20 protein-coding genes are annotated in these 19093 nt (G+C 74.6%); 7 read left to right on the top strand and 13 right to left on the bottom strand.

What is annotated here, in order from left to right; translation table 11 throughout:
* The 5 genes from KME75_RS18220 to KME75_RS18240 all read right to left on the bottom strand — a co-directional run.
* The coding region (locus KME75_RS18220; protein ID WP_219416044.1) for a DNA glycosylase family protein at positions 1 to 599 on the bottom strand (599 nt) is incomplete at its 3' end.
* Positions 592 to 1662, bottom strand: a complete 1071-nt coding sequence (manB, locus tag KME75_RS18225) for a mannose-1-phosphate guanylyltransferase (RefSeq protein WP_246632336.1) — start codon at positions 1660 to 1662, stop codon at positions 592 to 594. The genes KME75_RS18220 and manB, both read right to left, overlap by 8 nt.
* A 35-nt stretch (positions 1663 to 1697) precedes the next feature.
* Positions 1698 to 2465 carry a glycosyltransferase family protein gene (locus KME75_RS18230; protein WP_219416045.1) on the bottom strand — a complete coding sequence of 256 codons (768 nt, stop codon included), beginning with the start codon at positions 2463 to 2465 and terminating at the stop codon, positions 1698 to 1700.
* 27 nt (positions 2466 to 2492) lie between these two features.
* Positions 2493 to 3329 (bottom strand): tetratricopeptide repeat protein, encoded by an 837-nt coding sequence (locus tag KME75_RS18235; RefSeq protein ID WP_219416046.1) that lies wholly within the window; start codon positions 3327 to 3329, stop codon positions 2493 to 2495.
* 51 nt (positions 3330 to 3380) lie between these two features.
* Positions 3381 to 4208: a glycosyltransferase gene (locus KME75_RS18240; protein ID WP_308282870.1), complete on the bottom strand. Its 828-nt coding sequence runs from the start codon at positions 4206 to 4208 to the stop codon at positions 3381 to 3383.
* 165 nt (positions 4209 to 4373) lie between these two features.
* Between KME75_RS18240 and KME75_RS18245 the strand changes: the two genes are divergently transcribed.
* Positions 4374 to 6071 carry an LCP family protein gene (locus KME75_RS18245; protein ID WP_219416047.1) on the top strand — a complete coding sequence of 566 codons (1698 nt, stop codon included), beginning with the start codon at positions 4374 to 4376 and terminating at the stop codon, positions 6069 to 6071.
* Between the two features lie 14 nt (positions 6072 to 6085).
* Positions 6086 to 6808, top strand: coding sequence for a TIGR03089 family protein (locus KME75_RS18250; protein ID WP_219416048.1), 723 nt, complete (start codon positions 6086 to 6088; stop codon positions 6806 to 6808).
* Positions 6809 to 6905: 97 nt separating this feature from the next.
* Here the strand turns inward: KME75_RS18250 and KME75_RS18255 are convergent, their stop codons facing one another.
* On the bottom strand, positions 6906 to 8285 hold the full coding sequence (locus tag KME75_RS18255) for an FAD-binding oxidoreductase (protein ID WP_219416049.1): 1380 nt from the start codon (positions 8283 to 8285) through the stop codon (positions 6906 to 6908).
* Between the two features lie 88 nt (positions 8286 to 8373).
* On the opposite strand from KME75_RS18255, the gene KME75_RS18260 reads away from it, so the two are divergent.
* Positions 8374 to 9459 (top strand): helix-turn-helix transcriptional regulator, encoded by a 1086-nt coding sequence (locus KME75_RS18260; protein WP_219416050.1) that lies wholly within the window; start codon positions 8374 to 8376, stop codon positions 9457 to 9459.
* A gap of 114 nt (positions 9460 to 9573) precedes the next feature.
* On the opposite strand, the gene KME75_RS18265 is transcribed toward KME75_RS18260, so the two are convergent.
* Entirely contained in the window at positions 9574 to 10731 is a 1158-nt protein-coding gene (locus tag KME75_RS18265; protein ID WP_219416051.1) for an acyl-CoA dehydrogenase, read from the bottom strand.
* Positions 10732 to 10819: 88 nt separating this feature from the next.
* Between KME75_RS18265 and KME75_RS18270 the strand changes: the two genes are divergently transcribed.
* Positions 10820 to 11524, top strand: coding sequence for a TetR family transcriptional regulator (locus tag KME75_RS18270; protein WP_219416052.1), 705 nt, complete (start codon positions 10820 to 10822; stop codon positions 11522 to 11524).
* Positions 11525 to 11841: 317 nt separating this feature from the next.
* Here KME75_RS18270 and KME75_RS18275 read toward each other — a convergent pair whose 3' ends face one another.
* From KME75_RS18275 to KME75_RS18285, 3 genes are all read right to left on the bottom strand, one after another.
* Positions 11842 to 12738, bottom strand: a complete 897-nt coding sequence (locus KME75_RS18275) for a helix-turn-helix domain-containing protein (RefSeq protein WP_219416053.1) — start codon at positions 12736 to 12738, stop codon at positions 11842 to 11844.
* A 131-nt stretch (positions 12739 to 12869) separates the two neighbouring features.
* Positions 12870 to 13373 (bottom strand): 5-(carboxyamino)imidazole ribonucleotide mutase, encoded by a 504-nt coding sequence (gene purE, locus KME75_RS18280; protein ID WP_219416054.1) that lies wholly within the window; start codon positions 13371 to 13373, stop codon positions 12870 to 12872.
* Positions 13366 to 14586 (bottom strand): 5-(carboxyamino)imidazole ribonucleotide synthase, encoded by a 1221-nt coding sequence (locus KME75_RS18285; RefSeq protein WP_308282871.1) that lies wholly within the window; start codon positions 14584 to 14586, stop codon positions 13366 to 13368. The genes purE and KME75_RS18285 overlap by 8 nt, the downstream gene beginning before the upstream one ends.
* Positions 14587 to 14643: 57 nt before the next feature.
* On the opposite strand from KME75_RS18285, the gene KME75_RS18290 reads away from it, so the two are divergent.
* Positions 14644 to 15153 carry a GtrA family protein gene (locus KME75_RS18290; protein ID WP_219416055.1) on the top strand — a complete coding sequence of 170 codons (510 nt, stop codon included), beginning with the start codon at positions 14644 to 14646 and terminating at the stop codon, positions 15151 to 15153.
* Between the two features lie 78 nt (positions 15154 to 15231).
* Here the strand turns inward: KME75_RS18290 and KME75_RS18295 are convergent, their stop codons facing one another.
* Together KME75_RS18295 and KME75_RS18300 are read right to left on the bottom strand one after the other, a co-directional pair.
* Positions 15232 to 16503 carry an ATP-binding protein gene (locus tag KME75_RS18295; protein WP_219416056.1) on the bottom strand — a complete coding sequence of 424 codons (1272 nt, stop codon included), beginning with the start codon at positions 16501 to 16503 and terminating at the stop codon, positions 15232 to 15234.
* Between the two features lie 12 nt (positions 16504 to 16515).
* A complete protein-coding gene (locus tag KME75_RS18300) occupies positions 16516 to 17172 on the bottom strand; it encodes a response regulator transcription factor (protein ID WP_219416057.1) in 657 nt (218 codons plus the stop codon).
* 58 nt (positions 17173 to 17230) lie between these two features.
* Between KME75_RS18300 and hisN the strand changes: the two genes are divergently transcribed.
* Positions 17231 to 18028 carry a histidinol-phosphatase gene (gene hisN / locus KME75_RS18305; RefSeq protein WP_219416058.1) on the top strand — a complete coding sequence of 266 codons (798 nt, stop codon included), beginning with the start codon at positions 17231 to 17233 and terminating at the stop codon, positions 18026 to 18028.
* Positions 18025 to 18477, top strand: a complete 453-nt coding sequence (locus tag KME75_RS18310; protein ID WP_219416059.1) for a MaoC family dehydratase — start codon at positions 18025 to 18027, stop codon at positions 18475 to 18477. Before hisN ends, KME75_RS18310 begins: the two co-directional genes overlap by 4 nt.
* Here KME75_RS18310 and KME75_RS18315 read toward each other — a convergent pair.
* Entirely contained in the window at positions 18474 to 19034 is a 561-nt protein-coding gene (locus KME75_RS18315) for a Uma2 family endonuclease (protein ID WP_246632334.1), read from the bottom strand. The genes KME75_RS18310 and KME75_RS18315 overlap by 4 nt on opposite strands.
* Positions 19035 to 19093 lie beyond the last annotated feature (59 nt).

A 19093-nucleotide genomic window follows, 5' to 3' on the forward strand; every position in this document is an offset into this window, starting at 1 on the left:
AGGCGGTGGGCGACCGCGGCGGCGGCGAGGATCGCCCGGCGCCGGGCGAGGTCGACGCCGGCGCGGTGCCACTCCCAGTCCGGGACGTCCCGGATCTGCGCCGGCGTCGGGGGCACGCGCATCCCCGCGGGCGCGGGCCCCGGTGGCGGGTCGCCGAAGCGGTGGCACAGCTCCCGCCACGACCGGCGCGCCTCGGTCCCGGTGACCTTCTGTTCCAGGACGGACGGCACCAGCACGTCCCACACGCGGCCGGACGCGCCGAACCGCAGGCCCCGCATGCGGCGGGCGGCGTCGGCGACCAGCGGGTGGTGGGCGACGAACTCCTCCGGCCGGTCGGCTGCCCCGAGCAGCGCGGGGAGGTCGTCCAGGGACCACTGCGCGCCCGGGCCCCAGGCGCTCATCACCACCGTGCCGTCGGCCCGCCGGTGCAGCCGGGTGGTGGCCGGCCCGTCGGGCGTGGTGGAGACGCGCCAGATCGCCGCACCCTCGGCGGCCGACCGCCATGCGGGGTCACCGCGGCCGCGGCGCAGCGGCGCGAGCACCCCGGCGAGGTCGAGCGGGAAGTCGGGCCGCCATTCCCGCGCCTCCGGCTCACACATCGGGGGAGAATCGCACCCCGTGCGGTGGCAGCACCACGTCCGGCCAGATCCGCAGGCCGCCGCGCAGCTCGCAGTGCGCCCCGACGACCGCGCGGTCGCCCACGACGGTGTCGGTGACCAGCGCGCCCTCGTCGACCCGCGCGCCCGCGCCGATCACGGCGTGCTCGACCACCGCCCCCGCCCCGACGACGGCGCCGTCGAACAGCATCGAGCCCTCGACGCGCGCGCCCTCGCCGATCGTCACCCCGCGCCCGACCGTGGTACCGCCGAACACGAGCGCCCCGTCGGCGACCTGCGCACCGTCGAGCTGCAGGGCCTCGCCGGTGGGACCGGGCAGCGCCGCCGACGGGGCGACACCGCGCACGAGGTCGGCCGAGCCGTGGATCAGGTCGGCCGGCGTGCCCATGTCGCGCCAGTAGGCGTTGTCGACGTGCCCGGACACGCGGGCGCCCGCCGCCAGCAGCCCGGGGAACGTCTCCCGCTCCACCGACACCGGCCGCCCGTCCGGGATCGACTCGATCACCGAGCGGCGGAAGACGTAGCAACCCGCGTTGATCTGGTCGGTGGGCGGGTCCTCGGTCTTCTCCAGGAACTCCAGCACCTGCCCGTCGGCGTCGGTGGGCACGCAGCCGTAGGCCCGTGGGTCCTGGACGCGCACCAGGTGCAGGGTGACGTCGGCGTCGGTGCTGCGGTGCGTGTCGACCACGGCGTTCAGGTCGGTGCCGCACAGGACGTCACCGTTGAACACCAGGACGTGGTCGGTGCTGAGGTACTTGGCGACGTTGCGGATGCCCCCGCCGGTGCCCAGCGGCTGGTCCTCGACCACGTACTCGATCTCCAGGCCCAGGGCGGTGCCGTCCCCGAAGTGGTCGGAGAACGTCTCCGCCAGATAGGAGGTGCCGAGGACGGCCCGGCGGACCCCGGCCTCGCGGATCCGGGACAACAGGTGCGCCAGGAACGGCACTCCGGCCGTGGGGAGCATCGGCTTGGGAGCCGACAGAGTGAGCGGGCGCAGGCGCGTCCCCTTGCCGCCGACCAGCACCACGGCTTCGACGTCGTGCAGCACGCGTTCTCCTCAGCTCTCGTCTTCTCGCCCGATCAGGCCCGGCGCACGCGGGCCGCGAGCGCCTGCAGCGCCCGCACGGAGGCGGGGCCGCGGTCGCGCACGTAGCGGCGCAGGCCGTCCCCGTGCGGCTCCAGGATGCCGTGCCCGTCCGACGGGCGGACGATCGCCTCGACGGAGGGCACGTGGACGACCAGCCATCCCGACCTGCCCAACCGGTCACCGAGGTCGACGTCGGACATTCCGACGGGCCCGGGCGCGCCCAGGTAGCGCGGATCGAAGCCGTCCACCGAGTCCCACGCCACCCGGCGCACCAGGACGCAGGTCGTGGCGAGCCAACCGGTCGGGCCGGCACCGTTCGCCGCAGGCAGCCGTCCACACAGCAGGTCGGCCGTGGCCGGCACGGCGCCCGCCGACGCCACCACCCGGTCCGCGGTGTCGCGCAGCCGCGGCCCGAGCAGCCCGGCCCGGGGGTGGCGCGCCGCCACGTCCCGGAGCGCGTCGAGCGCCCCGGCGGCCGGCCGGACGTGCGGGTCGACCAGGGCGACCCAGCCGACCGTGTCCGGGAGGGCGGCGACGGCGCGGTTCACGGCGGCGGGCCGGCCCACGTCCTCCCGCAGCCGCAGCAGCTCCGCCCCGTCGGGCAGGGCGAGGGGCCCGGTGGAGACGACCACGACCCGGGCCGGACGCGCGGTGGCGGCCCGGACGGCGCCGAGGACCCCGTCGAGGTCCGCCGCGGCGGAGCGCACCACGACGACCACGGCGAGCTCGTCGCCGTAGTCCCGGAGCGCCCCCTCGTCCACGGCGCGCCACCCTACTGGGGGTCGCCGTCAGTACTCCTCCTCCCCGCCGTCCAGCTCGACGATCGCGTCCTGCGCGGCGCGGTCCCCCGCGTCGGCCGCCGCCTGCAGGTACGGGCGGGCCTCGTCCGGTCTGCCCTCGTCGAGCAGGAAGCGACCGAGCGTGAAGTCCGCGCCGGGTTCGGCGTGGCGGTGCGCCTCCCGGTACTCCAGTTCGGCGCCTTCCGCGTCCCCGCGCGCGACGAGCAGGAACTGTCCGTACGCGGTGTGCGCCAGCAGGGCGCCGAGGTCGGCGGCGCGGCGGTAGAGCGCCTCCGCCTCGTCGCCCCGGCCCTCCAGGGCCCGCGCATCCGCCAGCGCGACGACCGTGTCCGGGAGGCTGTCGTCGGCGTACTGCTCCGCGGCCGTCACGGCCGACCACAGGTCGCCCGCCTCCAGGTGTACCGCCACGAGGTTCGCCGCGGCCTGCTGGTCGCCCGCGTCGGCGGCCTGCGCGAGCATGTGCACCGCCTCCCGCAGCCGCCCCTCGTCGCGGAGCAGGATGCCCAGATCGTTGGCCGCGGCGAGCTCGCCGGACTCGACGGCCAGCCGCAGCACGGTTTCGGCTCGCTCGCGCTCGCCGAGCTCCGCCAGCGCCACGCCGAGCCGCCCCGCGTAGTCGATCCGGCCCTGCTCGACGAGCGGCGTGAGCCACTCGACCGCCGCCCGCCAGCTCCCGCTGTCGAGATAGGCGCGCACCAGCAGGTCCGACGCCGACGCCTCACCCGCGGCGACGGCCTGCCGCAGCACCTCGACGGCGTCGAGCGCCCGGCCGGCGTCGAGCAGGGCGGCCCCCTCGGCGGAGAGGGGTTCGGGAGGTGTGGTCATCACTGTCCCCTCGATCGAGGGAAGCGATGGTGCCACCGACCGGTGCGACGGTTACCGGGAGTACGTCGCGACGACCTTCCGGTAGGCCATTCGACGGATGCGCTCGGGGACCAACCGGTAGCCTCCGCGAACGACGACGTTGCGGGCGTACTCGCGGCGGCTGGTGAACCGCATCCGGCGGAACCGCCGCTGCAGGGCCAGCTCCGCCCGCAGCTGTCCCAGCCCACCGCGCCGCGCGTAGGCACCCGCGCCGACCCGGTAGAGGACCAGCGGCTCGGCCACGTTCGCCACCCGCGCGCCCGTGAGCAGCATCTTGGCCCAGAGCAGGTAGTCCTCCATCAGCGCGAAGTCGGTGTAGCCGCCGACGGCACGCACCAGCTCCCCGCGGTAGACGACGGTCGGGTGGTTGAACGGGTCGGCGAACCGGGCCCGGACGCGGATGTCCTCGGGGTCGGTGGGCGGCGTGCGGGTGCCCACCACCCGGTCGGGCTCGTCGGCGAACTCCAGCAGGCCGGACCCGACGAGGTCGACTCCCGACTCGATGATCGGCAGCTGGACGGCGAAGCGGTGCGGCAGGCTGATGTCGTCGGCGTCCATCCGCGCCACGATGTCGTGGCGGCACGCCGCGAGGCCGGCGTCGAGCGCCGGGCCGAGCCCGACGTTGTGCTCCAGCGCCACCACGTCCACCGGCACGGGGCTCTCCGCGGTCAGCTCCGCGATCCGCGCGGCGAGCGCCGCGTCGACCGGGCCGTCACGCACGATGACGACCTGGTCGGGCCGGCGCGTCTGGCCGTCCACGGTGGACCGGAACGCCTCGGCGAGGAAATCCGGCCGGTCGCCGGCCCAGACCGGCAGCAACAGCGACAGCCCCTCGGGCACCCGACGCTCCCCTCGTCTCCCGGGTTTCCGCCCGGGACTCACCGTGCGTGACCGCGCCGGCAGCGACGGCGGTCACCCGCGACACGCGCAGCGCCGTCCGCGGCGAGCGCGTCCGATGTTGCACCCTAGGAGAACGGGCAGCGGCGTGGATCGGAGGTGGGTGGAGTGGTCGGACGGGAACCGCCCCGCCCTCCGGGCACGGACCGGTGGCGCAGCACCCCCACCCGCGGTGCCGCGCGGCGCGGGTCCGCCTCGTGGTCGGCCCCGGAGGCGCGCCGGCCCCGTCCGGCTTCCGGCGCCCCTCGCACCCCCGCCCGGGGCGGGCACCCGGCGGCCGGAGCGAGCCGCTCCCGCACGACGCCGCCCCGCACCCCGCGCCCGTCGGCCGCCCGCGCTGACGCCACCCCGGACCCCACCCGGCGCACGCTGCGGTGGCGGATCAAGATCGCGCTGGTGGTGGCGTCGACGCTGGTGATGACGCTCACCGGTGCCGCATGGGGTCTCTACCGCGACATCACCGCCGGGATCACCACCACGGACGTCATCGCGGGCGGTGGCGACGGCGGCGCGCAGAACATCCTCCTGGTCGGGGTCGACAGCCGCACCGACGCCCAGGGCAACCCGCTGCCGCCCGAGGTGCAGGAGATGCTCTCGAGCGGCGCCGACACCGGGGTGCTGAACTCCGACACGATCATCCTGTTGCACGTGCCGGAGGGCGGGGGCGCGGCGATCGCGTTCTCCGTCCCCCGGGACAGCTATGTCGACATCCCGGGCTACCGCCGCGACAAGATCAACGCCGCGTACCCCGTGACGAAGGCGCGCGCCGCCGGGGAACTGCGGGCCGACGGCGTGCGCGATCCCGAGCGCATCGAGGCCGAGTCGGCCCGGACCGGGCGCAGCACGCTGATCCGCGCGGTGGAGGGCCTCACCGGGCTCACCGTCGACCACTACGCCGAGATCAACCTGCTCGGCTTCTACAACCTCACCAACGCGATCGGCGGTGTCGATGTCTGCCTCCGCAACCCGGTGAACGACGTGTTGTCCGGCGCCCACTTCGCGGCGGGCCCGCAGACGATCTCCGGGGCAGACGCGCTCGCGTTCGTCCGCCAACGCCACGGGCTGCCCGACGGCGACCTGTCGCGGATCCGCCGCCAGCAGGTCTTCCTCGCCGCGGTGGCCGACAAGATCCTCTCGGCCGGCACGTTGACCGACCCCGGCACGCTCGGTTCGCTCATCGAGGTCGCGCAGCAGTCGCTCGTGATCGACGAGGGCTGGGACCTGCTCGCCTTCGCCCAGCAGGCCTCGGACATCGCCGCCGGGAACATCGAGTTCATGACGATCCCCACCCAGGGCCTGGACACCAACGCCCGCGGGGACGTCGTGCTGGTCGACCGCGGCGAGGTGCGCTCGTTCGTCGACCAGCAGATCGCCGAGCAGCAGCGGGCCGCCGAGGAGGCGCGGGAGGAACCGCCCCCGCCACCGCCGCCGGTCGACGTGATCGCGTCGCGCTACGTCGTGGACGTCCGCAACGGCTCCGACACCTCCGGGCTCGCCGCCGCGGTGGACGAGCACATGCGCAACCTGGGCTTCACGCCCGGAACCGTGGACAACACCGAGCCGACCGAGACCTCGGTGGTCCGCTACACGGGATCGGACGAGGAGGCCGCCCAGGCCGTGGCCGAGCAGCTCGGCGGGATCGACGTCGAGAGCAGCAGCGAGATCACCCGCGGCCACCTGCTCGTCGTGCTCGGGGCCGACTTCGACCCGGCCGTCGTGCCCACGATGGGCGAGCCGACGCCGACGCCGACGGCGGAGGCCGAAGAGGAAGTGATCACGGCCGCGGGAGTGCCCTGCATCGACTGACCTACGGTGAACGGGTGACGCTCACCGCCGCCCTGCTGGACCCGCTGCGCACGGGTCCGGCCGCCGCCCGCCCGCTGATCACCTACTACGACGACGCGACCGGCGAGCGGATCGAGCTGTCGGCGGTGACCACCGCCAACTGGGCCGCGAAGGCCGCGAACCTGCTGCGCGACGAGTGCGACGTCGAGCCGGGCACCCCCGTCGCGGTGCTCCTGCCCGCGCACTGGCAGACCGCCGCGGTGCTGCTCGCCGCGTGGTGGTGCGGGGCCGAGATCGTCGCGGAGCCCGGGGACGCCGAGTGGGTGCTGTGCGACGCCGACCGCGTCGACCTGGCGCTCGCCGCCGCGCCCGGGGGCGGGATCGTCGCGCTGTCGCTCGACGCGTTCGGGAAGGGCCTGTCCGGCCTGCCCGCCGGGGTGATCGACTTCGCGACCGAGGTGCGCACGCACGGCGACGACTTCGTGCCGTGGGCCCCCGTGCCCGACTCCGCGCCCGCGCTGGCCGGGGCGTCGGTGGCCGACGTGCTCGCCGACGCCCGCTCGCGCGCCGCGGCGCGCGGCCTCACCGCCTCCGACCGGGTGCTCTCGACCCTCGAGTGGTCCACGCCCGACGGCCTCGGCGACGGCCTGCTCGCGGTGCTCGCGGCGGGCGCGTCGCTGGTGCAGTGCCGCAACGCCGACGAGGAGCGCCTCGACCACCGGGCCGAGACCGAGCGCGTGACGACCTGCCTGGGCTGAGCGCGGTCCGGCCGGCACCGGCTCCGCCGCACACCGCGGGTGGGCCGCACACACCGCCGGCGGTGGGTGCCGTCCACCGACGGTGTGTGCGGTCCCCTCACCCCTCCGGCGGCACGTTCTGGTTCAGGTGGAACACGTTGCCGGGGTCGAGCCGCCGCTTGAGCGCGACCAGCCGCGCCCACGTCCGCTCGCCGTAGGCCTCGCGGACCCGGCCGGGCCCCTCCCCGCACAGGTGGTTGACGTACCCGCCGCCCGCCGACCAGGGCCGCAGCGCCTCCCACGACCGCCGTGTCCACGCGCGGTGCTCCTCGCCTTGGTCGGCGGGGTCGGTCCACACGGCCGCGAGGGTGAGCATCGCCGCGGCCTCCCGGTACCGGAACGCGGTCGCGTCCGGCGCCACCCGCCCGACCGCACCGCCCATGATCCGGACCAGCACCTGCGAGAGCGGGGACGTCATGCCCGCCGCTCTGTCGAGGAGCGTGTCGATCGCCGCGTCGTCCAGGGGCCCGAGCCACTCCGACCGGACATAGGCGGGCAGGCCGGGCGGGGCGGCCTCGTCGACGATCGACTGCAGGGCGGTGTAGGGCATCGGCCCGAGCAGGTCGACGGCGGGCGGGGCGAACTGGCGCAGCGGCCGGACGGCCGCCTCGCCCTCGGCCGGCGGACCGACGTAACCGGCCGCGAGCGCCACCACCGGACGTCCCTGCAGCTCGGGCGGCACGAACGGCGCGGGCGGCGCCGTGATGATCGCGGCGTTCAGCCCGAGCTCGTCGGGTGCGTCCGCCCCGAGGTCGAGGAAGGCGCGCAACGCTTCGCCGCCGCGCTCGATCGGATGCAGCAGCATCCCTCCGTACATCGGCACCGGGACCGGGTACAGCCGGAACGTGAACCGGGTGACGACTCCGAAGTTCCCGCCGCCACCGCGCAGGCCCCAGAGCAGCTCCGGGTCGTCCTGCTCGTCGACGTGCAGGACGGACCCGTCGGCGGTGACGACCTCGGCCGCCACCAGGCTGTCGCAGGCCAGCCCGTACGCGCGGGACAGCCAGCCCACGCCACCGCCGAGGGTCAGTCCCGCCACGCCGGTGTCGGAGATCTCCCCGCCCGGCACGGCCAGCCCGTGCTCCTGCGCGGCGCGGTCGAACTCCGCCCACAGCACGCCGGGGCCGACGTCGGCCCGCCGCCGAACGGGATCGACGGCGATCGCCTTCATCGGCGAGAGGTCGATGACCAGGCCGCCCTCGCAGACGGACAGGCCGGGGATGCTGTGCCCACCGCCGCGCACCGCGATCGGCAGCCCGTGCCGGACCCCGAACCGCACCATGGCGGCGACGTCGGTGGTGGAGCGGCAGCGGGCGACGAAGGCGGGGCGGCGGTCGATCGCCCCGTTCCAGACCCGGCGGGCCTGCTCGTAGCCGTCGTCACCGGGGCGGAGCATCGTCCCGGCGAACCCGGTGGGGGCGGGATGCAGAAGCGTCATGCACCGAGGGTGCGGCGGGCACGACCGGCGAGGACATCCCCGGAATCGGGGGGTGCGCGCCGCAGATGCGGCGCGGATGATTCCCGGCATGCGCAGCATGTCGTCCGGCGAGCTCGGCGCCGGGGTCGAACGCGTGTGCCGGGAACCCGGCGGGGCGGTCGCGCTCGAGCGCGCCGTCGCCGCCCGCCTGCGCGATGCGGTGCCGTTCGGGCCGTGGTGCGCGCTCACCGTCGACCCCGCGTCCGCGCTGCCCACGGGCGGCTACCACCGCGACGGCATCTCCCCGCAGCTCATCCCACGGCTGCTCGAGATCGAGGCGCGCGCCGAGGACGCGTTCGCGCTCCCCTCCCTGGCCCGCCATCCGCGGCGCGCCGTCACGCTGGCCGACGCCACGAGCGGCCACCCCGACCGCAGCCCCCGCTACCACGACGTGCTGCGTCCCGCGGGCCTCGAGCACGAGATGCGGTTGCTGTTCCGGTCCGACGGCGGCATCTGGGGAGCGCTCGTGATGTTCCGCGGAGAGGGCGAGGCCGCGTTCTCGACCGCGGAGATGCGGCTCGTCGAGGAGGCGACCGCCGGGGTCGCCGCCGCCATCCGCCGGGAGATGACGCTCACCGAGATCGCGCACGGCACCGACGAGGACGGGCCCGGCCTGTTCCTGCTGTCCGGCACACTGACCCCGCTGCACGTCACGCCCGCGGCGCAGCGATGGCTCACCGAGGTCGACGACGGCGTCGACGTCGCAACCGGCCTGCCCTACTCGGTCCTGACGCTCGCCGGTCGGGCCGCCGCCGGGTCCGGCCCGCTGCACAGCCGCCTCCGCTCGCGCAGCGGCCGGTGGATGACCATGCACGCCGAGCGCATCGCGGGCGAGCCCGCACAGGTCTCGGTCATCGTCGAGCCCGCCCGGCCGATCGAGATCGCCCGCATCATCGCCGACGCCTACCAGCTCACCGCGCGCGAGCGCGACGTCGTCCACCTGCTCGCCCGCGGCCACTCCCGCCAGGAGATCGCCCGGCTGCTCGCGCTGTCGCCGCACACCGTCGACGACCACGTCAAGCGCGTGTTCGGCAAGCTCGGCGTGCGCAGCCGGGCCGAGCTGACCTACCGGCTGTTCTTCGACCAGCACGCCCCGCGCATCGACGCCGACGTCCCCGTGGGCGGCACGGGCTGATTCGTGCGCTGAGCCCTCGCACGAACGGCACTTTCGCGCGAACCTATCGGTCGAGAGTGCCGTTCGCGCGGCTCAGCGCGAGGCCGCGGGCCCAGACCGCCGGCGGCATGCGGGTCAGCCCTTGAGCAGCGAGCGCGCCATCACCATCCGCTGGATCTGGTTGGTGCCCTCGTAGATCTGCGTGATCTTCGCGTCGCGCATCATGCGCTCGACCGGGAAGTCCTTGGTGTAGCCGTAGCCGCCGAGCAGCTGGACGGCGTCGGTGGTGACCGCCATCGCGACGTCGCTGGCCATGCACTTGGCGGCGCTGGAGATGAAGCCCAGGTTCGCCTCACCCCGCTCGGCGCGGGACGCGGCCACGTAGACCAGCTGCCGCGCGGCCTCCACCTTCATCGCCATGTCGGCGAGCATGAACTGCAGGCCCTGGAACTCGGCGATCTGCCTGCCGAACTGCTTGCGCTCCTTGACGTAGGAGATCGCCACATCCAGGGCACCCTGGGCGATGCCGACCGCCTGCGCGCCGATCGTCGGGCGGGTGTGGTCGAGGGTGGCCAGCGCCGTCTTGAAGCCGGTGCCCTCCGCCCCGATGATGCGGTCCGCCGGGATCGTGCAGTCGGTGAAGTAGATCTCGCGGGTGGGCGAGCCGTTGATGCCGAGCTTGCGCTCCTTCGGCCCCACCTCGAAGCCCGGGTCGTCGCGGTGCACGACGAACGCCGAGATGCCGTTGGCCTTCTTCTCCGGGTCGGTCACCGCCATCGCCGTGTACCAGGTGGACTCACCGGCGTTGGTGATCCAGCACTTGGTGCCGTTCAGCACCCACGAGTCACCCTCGCGGCGGGCGCGGGTCTTCATCGACGCGGCGTCGGAGCCCGCCTCCCGCTCGGACAGCGCGTAGGACATCATCGCCTCGCCCGCGGCCACCGACGGCAGCACCTGCTGCTTGAGCTCGTGGGACGCCGACAGCAGGATCGGCGTGAGGCCCAGCCCGTTCACCGCGGGAATCAGCGAGGACGAGGCGCAGACCCGGGCGACCTCCTCGATCACGATGCAGCCGGCGAGCTCGTCGGCGCCCTCGCCGCCGTACTCCTCGGGGATGCCCACTGCGTGGAACCCGGCCTTGACCAGGGCGTCGCGCGCCTCGGCCGGGTACCGGCCATGCTCGTCGACCTCCGCCGCGTAGGGCGCGATCTCCTTCTCCGCGAGCGCGCGCACGGCCTCGCGCAACGCCTCGTGCTCGTCGCTGAGCCGGTAGGTCTCGAAGTCCGGATTCATCGTCCCGCCCGCCGTCGGTGGTGTAGTGACCCCCCTATCGTAACGGCACTCCGTGCCACCTCTCAATGTGGCTGCTACCCTCCGTGCCATGACGGCGGCGGGATCCCGGGTACGTCGAGGACGCTCCGCCGCGGGCCGCGCCGAGGTGCGCCGGGCCCTCACGGTCGCCGCCGTGGAGCTGTTCACCCGCCGCGGCTACAACGAGACCACCGTGGACGACATTGCGGCTGCGGCGGGCGTCGGGCGCCGCACCTTCTTCCGCTACTTCCGCGGGAAGGAGGACGCGATCTCCCCCGACCACGAGGCCGCCCTCGCGGGGGTCACACAGGTGTTCGCGACCGCGCACCCGTCCGAGCCCACCCCGTCGGTGGTGCTCCGGGCGGGCGAGACCGTGCTCGACATGTACGTCGAGGACGCGGACGTGGCGCTCAAGCGGTTCCGGCTGGTCCGTGCGGTGCCGCCGCTGCGCGACCGCGAGTCGGCGAGCGCGGAGCACTACCGCAGGCTGTTCACCCGCGAGCTGCGGGAGCGGTTCGCCGACACCGACGACGCGGAGCTGCGCGCCACCGTGGCAGCGGCCGCGGTCGTCGCGGCACACAACCTGGCGTTGAAGGCGTGGCTGGCGGCCGGGGCGCGGGCCGACGGCGTGGCGGCCTGCCGGGAGCGTTTCCGGCGCGTGGCGGAGATGCTCCCGGGCGAACCCGGCCCCGAGACAGGGCTGCACGCAGTGGCCCGCAGGCTGGAGGACGCGGTCGGGAGGCTGGAGGGGCGCAACGACGCGGAGCCGGCCTGACGCTCCCGAGCGGCGCCCCCGCCCGCAACTGCGGGAGCGCCACCGGGTCCGGGCCGGTGACCGGCCCGGGACATGCGTGATCCCCGGGCCGCAGCGGGTGCTGCGCAAGCCGAGCTGGACGGGCTCGGGCCCGGGGACCACGGGTGACTGCCTGGAACTCGCCGGCACCACACCGGCTTCCACTGGCCGTCGGAGAACGTGTCCTGTGGTGCTAGCGGACAGCCACCTCACGAGTCCTGTAGCTATTCAACGCTGGACCACCTCCTCTCCTGTGTACGGACACACTACGACCGGGACGCGGCGGCGCGCCACGAGAATTACGGCTGCGCCGCAGCGGTCTGCGTCACCCACGAGAACGGGGCGCCGGGCACGTGCGCGGCGAGCGCCGCCCGCAGGGCGCGCACCGAGTCGCCGCCCACGGCCGTCGCCCCGGCGAGCACGCACACGACCCGCACCATCCGGGTCCACGACAGGTCGGCGGGCACGGCGTGCACAGCGGCGCCGGAGCGAGCGGCCCGGTCGGCGAGCAGTGCGGCGTCGGCGCCTGCGGCGTCGGCCAGCAGGGCGGGCGGCTCGGACAGGGCCTCGGTCCGGTCGAGGAACGCGGCGAGCCCCCCGGGGTCACCGCCCGGGCCGAGGTCGAGCTCGGCGAGCCTCGTCCCGATGCCCGGGCGCTTCGGGACGGGCACCACGGCCTCCGGCCCGCCTGCCGGTTCGCTCCACAGCAGCGCGAGCACGCGCACCGGCGGTGCGAGGTGGAGCCCGACGACGGCGCCGACCGCGCCGTCGAGGACCGGTTCGGTGTCGAGGCGCACCCGCCCACCGGCGTCGGGGAGCACCCCCCAGCTCCGCCAGACGTTCGCGACGGCGACGTTGCTGATGCCGAGCTCGGCGCCGAGGAGTCGGGTGGTCCAGCGCGGGGCGCCCAGCCGCGGTGGGGGTGGCGCGAGCGTGCGGCCGATCACCGCGGCGGCGTCGACGGTGCTCGGCCGCCCGGACCGGGGCGCGTCCCGCAGTCCCGCGATGCCCTCGGCGCGGTAGCGCTCGCGCCAGGTGATCACGGTCTGCTTCGAGCAGCCGAGCTCGTCGGCGATCGACGCCGTGCCCCGGCCCGCCGCGGCGAGCAGCACGATTCGCGCCCTGCGCACGGCTGCCGCCCCGGCGAGGTTGCTCTCGACCCACTCACGGAGGATCTCCGCGTCTCGTGCGTCCACCGGCAGTGGTGGAGGAATCCGCATGCCCTACCGCTCCGCCGCCCCGACCCGGAGCCGCGTCCGGGTGCTTGTCGCGGTGGCATTCGGTGACGAAGCGCCCTGCGGTTCTCACCCATTCGGGTGATACACCGTCACATCTCGGCAGCAGCCGCCCGCAGGGCCTCGTCCTTGGCGAGGACGGACTCCTCCAGCTCGGCCTGGAACTGCCCCATCCGCTGGAGCAGGGCCGGGTCGCCCGCGGCGAGGATCCGCACGGCCAACAGCCCCGCGTTGCGGGCCCCACCGACCGCCACGGTCGCCACCGGCACGCCCGCGGGCATCTGCACGATCGACAGCAGCGAGTCCAACCCGTCGAGCCTGGCCAGCGGCACCGGGACGCCGATCACCGGCAGCGGTGTGGCCGCGGCGACCATCCCGGGCAGGTGGGCCGCCCCGCCGGCACCGGCGATCACGACCCGGAGCCCGCGCCCGGCCGCGTCCTTCGCGTAGTCGAGCATCCGCTGAGGGGTGCGGTGGGCGGAGTACACGCCCACCTCGTACGGGACGTCGAACTCGGCGAGCGCCTCCGCGGCGGCCCGCATCACCGGCCAGTCCGAGTCACTCCCCATGATCACGCCGACCTGCGGTTCAGACATGCTGGGCCTCCTTCTCCACGTCACCGGTGTGCGGCGACCAGCCGTCCGGCCACTGCGCCGTGGAGAGCCAGGCCGCGGCGAGCGCGGCGCGGGTGCGCACGGTCGCCATGTCCTCGCCGAGCGCCGTGACGTGCCCGACCTTCCGGGCCGGGCGCTCGGACTTGCCGTACAGGTGCACCTTGACGTCCGGGAACCGCGCGAACAGGTGGTGCAGCCGCTCGTCCACGCTCATCGCCGGCGTCTCGGCGGCGCCCAGCACGTTGGCCATCACGACGGCGGGCGCGGTGGGCGCGGTGGCCCCGAGCGGGTAGTCGAGCACAGCCCGGAGGTGCTGCTCGAACTGCGACGTGCGAGACCCCTCGATGGTCCAGTGCCCGGAGTTGTGCGGGCGCATCGCGAGCTCGTTGACGACGAGGTCACCCCCGGTGGTCTCGAACAGCTCGACGGCCAGCAGCCCGGTGACCTCCAGCTCGGCGGCGACGTGCAGGGCGAGGCGCTGCGCCGCGGCGGCCACGTCCGGGTCGAGGCCCGGGGCGGGCGCGAGCACCTGCACGCACTGGCCGTCCTCCTGGACGGTCTCCACCACCGGCCACGCCGCGGCCTGCCCGAACGGTGAGCGCGCCACCAGCGCGGCGAGCTCCCGCCGCATCGCCACCGCGGCCTCCACCATCAGCGGGGTGCCCGCGGCAAGCAGCTCGGCGACCAGTTCGGGCGACGGTGCGTCGAGCATCCACACGCCGCGCCCGTCGTAGCCGCCGCACACCGCCTTGAGCACCACCGGCCACCCGTGCTCGGCGCCGAACCGCTCGACATCGGCAGGGCCGGTCACCTCGGCGAACGCCGGCATCGCCGCGCCGAGCCCGGCGAGCCTGCGCCGCATGACGAGCTTGTCCTGCGCGTGCAGCAGCGCGTCCGGCCCGGGGTGGACGGCGACGCCCTCGGCGACCAGCGCACGCAGGTTCTCCTGCGGGACCTGCTCGTGGTCGAACGTGACGGCGGAGCACCCGCGCGCGAAGTCGCGCAGCGCGGGCAGGTCGGTCGGGGTGCCCGGCCGGACGTCGGCACAGACCTGGGCGGCCGGGTCGCCGGGGTGCGCGGCGAGCACGCGCAGTGACTGGCCGAGCGCGATGGCGGCCTGCTGCGTCATGCGGGCCAGTTGCCCGCCACCCACCATGCCGACCACGGGGAAAGGCTTGACCTCGGACGCGTCCACGGGGGTGGAAGCGTACCGGCGCGGCCGACGGCACCTGCGTCTGGCACGATCGAGCAGGTGTCTGTGGTCGAGTCGACGCTGGCGGTCATCCCCCAGCCCTACCGCGACGTGGCGATCAAGCACCGGGAACTGGTCAAGTTCGCCCTCGTGGGCGGCAGCACCTGGGTGATCGACACCGCGGTGTTCCTGCTGCTCAAGACCACCGTCCTGGCACCCAAGCCACTCACCGCGAAGATCATTGCCGTGCTCGTGGCGACGATCGTGTCCTACGTGCTCAACCGCGAGTGGTCGTTCCGGACCCGGGGCGGCCGGGAACGGCACCACGAGGCCGCGCTGTTCTTCCTCATCAGCGGGATCGGTGTGGCGGTCTACACAGCGCCACTGGCCATCTCCCGCTACGTGCTCGACCTCAAGGTCCCCGGCGTGAGCCTGGTCACGCAAGAGATCGCCGACTTCGTCAGCGGCCAGATCATCGGCGTACTGGCCGGCATGGCGTTCCGCTGGTGGGCGTTCCGCCGCTTCGTCTTCCCGGACGCCGACGTGCGCCGCAAGGTCCCCGCCGGCTGACCGTCGCGTCCCGATTCCGCTGAGGGCTCCTGCCGCGGGCCCCGAGCTGTTCGCCCAGAGCTGTTCACGGCGGGTTCGTCAGCGGGGGGACGAGGCCGGTCGGACCGCGCCCACCACGTCGTCGGCCCGCGCGGCCGGCAGGAAGATCGTGAACGTCGGCGGCCGTGGGCGGGACAGCTCCAGGCGCCCGCCGTCGGCCTCGACGAGGGCACGGGCGAGCGCCAGCCCCAGCCCGGTCGACGAGCCGACCGAGACCCCGCGGTCGAACACGTGCGGCACGAGCTCCTCCGGCACCCCCGGGCCGGCGTCGCTGACCTCCACGAGCAGGCTGCTCTCCGCCGCGCGGGCGCTGAGGGTCACGGTGCCCGAGCCGTGCTGGAGCGCGTTGTCCAGCAGCGCGCCGACGGCCTCGCGGAGCCGGGCGGGCGTCACCCGCGCCAACAGCCCGTCCGGCACCCGAACCTTGAGCGACCGCCCCGCGCCGCGCAGCGCGGGCCGCCACTCGTCCGCGACGACGGCGAGCCCCTCCCGCAGGTCCTGCGGCTCCGCACCCGCGGCGCGCGCCGCACGGGCGGCCTCCAGCAGCTCGTCGAGCACCGCGGAGAGTCGCTCGGCCTGCTCGAGCGCGGCGACGGCCTCCCGGCGCGCGCTGGGGTCGGGATGGGTGGTCAGCTCGTCGAGGCGCAGCTGCAGCGCGGTGAGCCTGCTGCGCAGCTGGTGCGACACGTCCCCGACCAGGGCCCGTTCGCGCTGCACGAGCTCGGCCAGCGCGGCCGCGGAGGTGTCGAGCACGTCCGAGACGCGGTCCAGCTCGGGGATGCCGTGCCGGTCCGCCACCGAGCGGAAGTCGCCGGCACCCAGCCGCGCCGCGCGGTCTGCGACCCCGCGCAGCGGCTCGGCCAGCCTGCGCGCGGTGACCGTCGCCACCACCGCGCCGGTGCCGATCGAGAGCACCACGAGCAGCAGGACGACGAGCGTCACCTGCACCTGCTCGGTGCGCATCGCCGACAGCGGCTCCGCGAGCGTGATCGTGCCGCCCGGAGCGAACGGCAGTGTCTCCGACACCGGGTCCGGGCCCACCTCGGCGCCGATCACCCGGGGCGGGCGGCCGGTGAGCTCCAGCACGAGCCGCCCGCCCGTCGGCACCGCCAGCTCGATGGCCGCGATGTCGATGCGGTCCCCGGCCCCCGGGTTGTCCAGCCGCGCCGCCACCTGCTCGAGCCGCTGCGTGAGGTCGGCCCGGTGGATGTCCTCCACCAGCCGCCACGTGGTGATGGCGAGCGGGCCGCCGAGCACCAGCGCGGTGATCGCGACGACGAGCAGCGTCGACTGCAGGATGCGGCGGCGCACGCGAAACCCCCGCTAGTCGTGGTTGAACCGGAAGCCGACGCCGCGCACCGTCGCGATCCGGTGCTCACCGCCGATCTTGCGGCGCAGCCACGACATGTGCATGTCGAGGGTCTTGGACGTCTTCATGTCGGGGTCGTTCCAGACCTCACGGAGGATCTCCTCCCGGGTGACGACCTGACCGGCGCGCAGCAGCAACACGCGCAGCAGCTCGAACTCCTTGTTCGCCAGGCCCACCTCGGCGCCGTCGACGAGCACCCGCCTGCCGGACAGCTCCATCCGCACGCCGCCGACCTCCACCGCCTCCGGCGTGTGCCTGCGCAGCAGCGCCCGCACCCGGGCCAGCAGCTCGGCGAGCCGGAACGGCTTGCCGACGTAGTCGTCGGCGCCCGCGTCGAGGCCGACGACGAAGTCGACCTCGTCGGTACGGGCGGTGAGCATGAGCACCGGCAGGTCGGGCGCCTCGAGGCGGACGCGGCGGCACACCTCCAGCCCGTCCATCCCCGGCAGGCCGAGGTCGAGGACGAGCAGGTCGACGTGGCCGTGGCGCACCCGCTCCAGCGCGGCGACGCCGTCGGTCGCGACGGCGACCTCGTAGCCCTCGCGCTGCAGTGCGCGCGACAGCGGTTCGGCGATCGCGGCGTCGTCCTCGGCGAGCAGGACGGTGGTCACGGGACCCACCCTAGGCCGCCCGCGGGGAAGCCGATCGGTGGCGTGCGAGAGTGCACCCGTGCCCGCAGCGGATCCCGACCTCGAGCTCGCCCTCCGACTGGCCGACGCGGCCGACGCGATCACCTTCGCCCGGTTCCGCGCCGCCGACCTGCGCGTCACCCGCAAGCCCGACCGCACCCCCGTGACCGACGCCGACACCGCGGCCGAGGAGGCGCTGCGCCGGCTGATCGCGGCCGAACGGCCCGGCGACGCCGTGCTCGGTGAGGAGGGCGGCGGCACCGTCCCGGAGTCGGGGCGTGGCTGGGTGCTCGATCCGATCGACGGCACCAAGAACTTCTCCCGCGGCATGCCGGCCTGGGGCAGCCTCATCGCGCTGACGGTGCAGGGCGAGCCGGTGGTCGGCGTCGCGAGCGCACCCGCGCTGGGCAGGCGCTGGTGGGCGGCCCGCGGCGCGGGCGCGTGGACCTCCGACGCTCCGGACGCCCCGCCCCGGCGGATCGCCGTCTCCGGCGTCACCGACCTCGCCGACGCTTACCTGTCCACCACCGACATCCGCATGTTCGCCGAGGTCGGGCGCGGCGCCCAGTACGAGCGGCTGCTGGGAGCCTGCTGGGAGACCCGCGCCTTCGGCGACTTCTGGCAGCACTGCCTTGTGGCCGAGGGCGTGCTCGACCTCGCCGTCGACGCGCTCGCCAACCCGTGGGACCTGGCCGCGCTCCAGCCGATCCTCACCGAGGCCGGTGGTGCGCTCAGCGACCTCGACGGGGCGCTGACGTACACCGGCGGCAGTGGGGTGACCTCCAACGGCGCGGTGCACGCGGCCGCGCTCGAGATCCTCGCGAAGGGGAACGCATGAGCCCCGAGCTCGCCTTCGAGGACCTCATCCCCGGCCGGGTGTTCGACCTCGGCACCGCCGTCGTCGACCGGGACGAGATGGTGGCGTTCGCCCGCCGGTTCGACCCGCAGCCGTTCCACGTCGACGAGGAGGCGGGCAAGGCCTCGATCTTCGGGCAGCTGGCCGCGTCCGGGTGGTTCACCGCGGGTCTGTGGATGCGCGCCTATGCCGACGGCGTGCTGACCCGGGCCACGTCGCTGGGCTCGCCGGGCGGCGATGAGATCGCCTGGCCCGCGCCCGTGTTCGCTGGCGACGAGCTGCGCGCATCGATGGAGGTGCTGGAGGCGCGGCGCTCGCGCAGCCGCCCCGGCGTGGGGCTGGTGCGGTTGCGGGCGTACCTGCACCGCGGCGACGTCCTGGTGTACCGCAGCACATTCACCGGCATGTTCGGCACGCGCGACGCCGGTTAGCGACGGCTGACCAGGGCGTCGATGTCGATCCGCAGGGGGAACGGCTCGGTGACCACCAGCTCGCGCGTCGCGGTCTGGCTCTCCACGTAGCCGTCCCCCGGTGCACCGAGCCCGAACGTGGTGATCGACGGGACGGGTGGGTCGAGATCCACCAGCCAGTAATGCGGGATGCCGGCGTCGGCGTACTCGACGGGCTTGAGGTACCGGTCGACGTTGCGTGACCCTGGCGAGATGATCTCGACCGCGAGCACGGCCTCGCTTGCGGGGACGCGATTCTCCGACCCGTCGACGGGGACGACGACGACATCGGGCGCGCGAATGGTGGCCGGATCGTCGCCGCGGACGAGTACCTCGAAATCGGCCAAGGCTTCCCAGTGATCCGGGAGCTGTTGCTCGAGCTGAGCGGCGAGCCGGATCACTGCCCTCTGGTGCTTGCGGAGCGGGCGCGGCGACACGATCAGCACCCCCTCCTGCAACTCGTACCGGGCCGAGTTGTCCTCCGGCAGCGCGTCGTACTCCTCGACCGTCATGAGCCCGTGTGGCACCGGCATGGCCATCGCGCACCTCCTTGCTTCTCGGTGAGCATCAGTGTGCCGCAGCCCACCGACAGAATCCG

Source organism: Pseudonocardia nigra, from assembly GCF_019396355.1.
Classification (GTDB): domain Bacteria; phylum Actinomycetota; class Actinomycetes; order Mycobacteriales; family Pseudonocardiaceae; genus Pseudonocardia; species Pseudonocardia nigra.